Origin of the sequence: Acidocella sp., assembly GCF_052326845.1 — a bacterium.
Classification (GTDB): domain Bacteria; phylum Pseudomonadota; class Alphaproteobacteria; order Acetobacterales; family Acetobacteraceae; genus Acidocella.
Window position 1 is genome coordinate 1 of the sequence record NZ_JBKQJR010000198.1, and the last position, 3114, is coordinate 3114.

A 3114-nucleotide genomic window follows, 5' to 3' on the forward strand; every position below is an offset into this window, starting at 1 on the left:
TCATACGCTTGAGTCCGCCGGTAATGCCGAATTGTCGCGGGTTATAAGACGGCAGGGCGATGAGCGAGAACAGCTGGTCGGCGACGAGCGATAAATCGAGGTCCGAGCCTCGCTCGTGCGCGCGTACCATCCTTCGAGCAATCGTATCGATCTTGGTGCAGCCGGGTCACGGATCCGTACCCGGTCTCCTTTTCCCCCCGCGGGCGTCGATTCCTCCGGACCCCGCTTCCAATTGCCATGTCGAGCATCTAAGTGATATCAGGGGACAATTCTCGCTAATGAAGCGCGCTCCATCGACCCGAGTATTGGGCAATGCCCTCGGGGCGGTATACTCATAATAGGATTCAACTGAGTGAAACATGCGTCCATGAACCGCAAACAACGGCGGCGTGCCGGCAAACTTGGACAGATACCAAGCAATCTTACTGTGGTCGTCCCGCCGGGTGTCGCCAATCTCTTAGGGGCGGGGCTCAAGCACCACCAAGCGGGCCGCTTGGCCGACGCCGGGGCGTGTTATCGGCGCGTGCTGGCGGCCCAACCTGACCACGCGGATGCTCTGCACCTGCTCGGGGTCATTGCGCATCAGGCCGGACGGCATGACTTGGCCGTCGAATTGATCAGTCAGGCAATAAAACAGAACCGGCAGAATGCTGCTTATTTTTGCAGCCTCGGCGTAGCGCTCAACAATCAGGGCAAGCTCGACGAGGCGGTCACTGCCTATCGCCAGGCCATCCGGATCAAACCAGACTTAGCTGAGGCCCATTCCAACCTTGGCGATACACTGCGCGGCCAGGGCAAGCTCGAAGCGGCGGTTGCCGCATGTAGCCAAGCCATCCGGATCAAACCAGACTTAGCTGAGGCCCATTTCAACCTTGGCAATGCACTGCATGGGCAGGGCAAACTCAACGAGGCGCTGGCGAGCTACGACCGCGCCCTCTCCCTGCGGCCGGATTATGTCGACGCGCTCAACAATCGCGGTAACGTCCTCGGGAAGCTGTACCGGTTCGACGAGGCGCTGGCGAGCTACGACCGGGCCCTCTCCCTCCGGCCGGATTACGCCGACGCGCTCTACAATCGTGGCAATGCTCTGAAGCAGCTGCGGCGGCTCGACGACGCGCTGGCGAACTACGACCGCCTGCTGGCCATAAAGGCGGATCACGCACATGCGTTCAGCGAGGCCGCGCATTGTGTGATGAGGCTCTGCGACTGGGACAGACGCACACGGTTTGCTATGGATCTATGTGCGCATGTCTCCGGCAAGAAGTCGATTGTTGCTCCCTTCGTATTTCTCGGTTACAGTGCTGATCCTGCGTTGCAGCTGCAATGTGCCGTGAACTTTATCGATAATAAGATTCCATCGCCGCTGCCACCATTTTGGTCAGGCCAGACCTGGCGCCATGACAAGTTGCGGGTCGCCTATCTTTCACCGGATTTTCGTTCACACGCAACAGCGTTTCTGACGGCTGAGCTGTTAGAGCTGCACGATCGGTCTCGATTTGAAATCATCGGCGTTTCATTCGGTGTTGATGACCGCAGCGAGATGAGAAAGCGGCTCATCGCGGCATTTGATGAGTTTCACGATGTTCGCGGAAACAGCGACAAGGAAGTCGCCAGGCTTCTCAACGATCGTCAAGTTGATATCGCGGTAGATTTAGCCGGCTATACACAGGATAGTCGTCCCGGCATCCTCGCTCATCGCCCCGTGCCGATCCGAGTAAACTATCTGGGTTTTCCCGCCACGATGGGCGCAGACTTCATCGACTACATTATCGCCGACGCGATGGTCCTGCCTGTCGAACACCAACCCTATTATACTGAGAAGGTTGTTTATCTACCTGATTGCTATCAGGTGAATGATACAAAGCGTAAGATCGCCGAGCGCACGCCGGTGCGGCAGCAGATGGGACTGCCAGAACATGCTTTCGTGTTCTGCTGCTTCAACAACAACTGGAAGATCACGCCTGAGATATTCGACATATGGATGCGGCTGTTGCATCAGGTGGAGGGCAGCGTGCTGTGGCTATTTGGGGACAATGAGGGGGCCGAGCGGAGTCTGCGCAAGGAGACGCAGCGACGTGGGATTGATCTATCGCGACTGGTGTTTGCTGGACGGCTTCCGCCCGCTGAGCACCTGGCACGTCATCGTCTAGCGGATCTGTTCCTGGATACACTGCCCTATAGTGCCCATACGACCGCAAGCGACGCATTATGGGCGGGTTTGCCCGTTTTAACCTGCAAGGGAGAGGCATTTGCGGGGCGGGTAGCGACGAGTCTGTTACATGCGGTCGGTATCCCTGAGCTGATCACCTCCAACCGTGAGGACTACCAAACGCTGGCATTGAAGCTGGCGCGTGATCCGGCACTGTTAGCCGAGATCAAGGCCAAGCTGGTGCGTAACCGCGATGCCTGTCCATTGTTCAATACCGAACGCTTCGCCCGCCACATCGAAGCTGCCTACACGACGATGTGGGAGACTTGGCAGCGCGGTGAAGTACCGAAGAGCTTCAGCGTCGAACCAATTGACTTGGGTGCTCATCCCGGCCAATCAGGCAACACAAGCGCTGCAAGCGCTGATGGGGGCCACCCAGGAACTTGAAAAGTGTCTGCGGGAGCAGGCGGAGCAGGCAGGGGCAGAAGACGACCAAAGGCGGCAAGGGTGCGTAATCCGACGCAAAACGGCCACTGATTCCGACACAAAGCGGCCGCCGATTCCGACGGAAGTCGGTTTTGGTATAAATCCTTTTTTCTTTGCGGCGAGCGCGTCATAAAGGCGCGGTCCGGCGGCGATAAGCATGGTGCGGCTCCAGCGCGATCGGGGTCGCGCCTTCGGTGCCCAGTTTTGTCCGGAGGTGTCGGCAGCGGATGGGTGCGCAGCCACAGCGCGCGAGCAGTGCCGGTCGGATCGATACGGGCTTTTTTCCACCACGCGGCTTCATTGCCACTGCGACGGACCTCGCGGTGGTGGCCCCGGCACAGCGGCACGGTGAACTCATCGCTCACTTTTCGCCCGAGCGCGCGGTGCTGCGTGAACCGCAGATGATGGGCATCGGTAGGGCTGCGGCCACAAATCAGACACGGCTGTTTGGCCACGAACTCGACGTGGTTTCTGTCACG

2 protein-coding genes are annotated in these 3114 nt (G+C 58.7%); one reads left to right on the forward strand and one right to left on the reverse strand.

What is annotated here, in order from left to right; all coding sequences use genetic code 11:
* Positions 1 to 367: 367 nt before the first annotated feature.
* Entirely contained in the window at positions 368 to 2596 is a 2229-nt protein-coding gene (locus tag ACLPJJ_RS13300; RefSeq protein ID WP_443591476.1) for an O-linked N-acetylglucosamine transferase, SPINDLY family protein, read from the forward strand.
* Here the strand turns inward: ACLPJJ_RS13300 and ACLPJJ_RS13305 are convergent.
* Positions 2533 to 3090 (reverse strand): DUF968 domain-containing protein, encoded by a 558-nt coding sequence (locus ACLPJJ_RS13305; RefSeq protein WP_443591477.1) that lies wholly within the window; start codon positions 3088 to 3090, stop codon positions 2533 to 2535. The genes ACLPJJ_RS13300 and ACLPJJ_RS13305 overlap by 64 nt on opposite strands.
* Positions 3091 to 3114 lie beyond the last annotated feature (24 nt).

What these genes read in the sequence shown, in the direction of transcription:
- ACLPJJ_RS13300 (WP_443591476.1), top strand. Translation starts at nt 368, where the DNA reads ATGAACCGCAAACAACGGCGGCGTGCCGGCAAACTTGGACAGATACCA.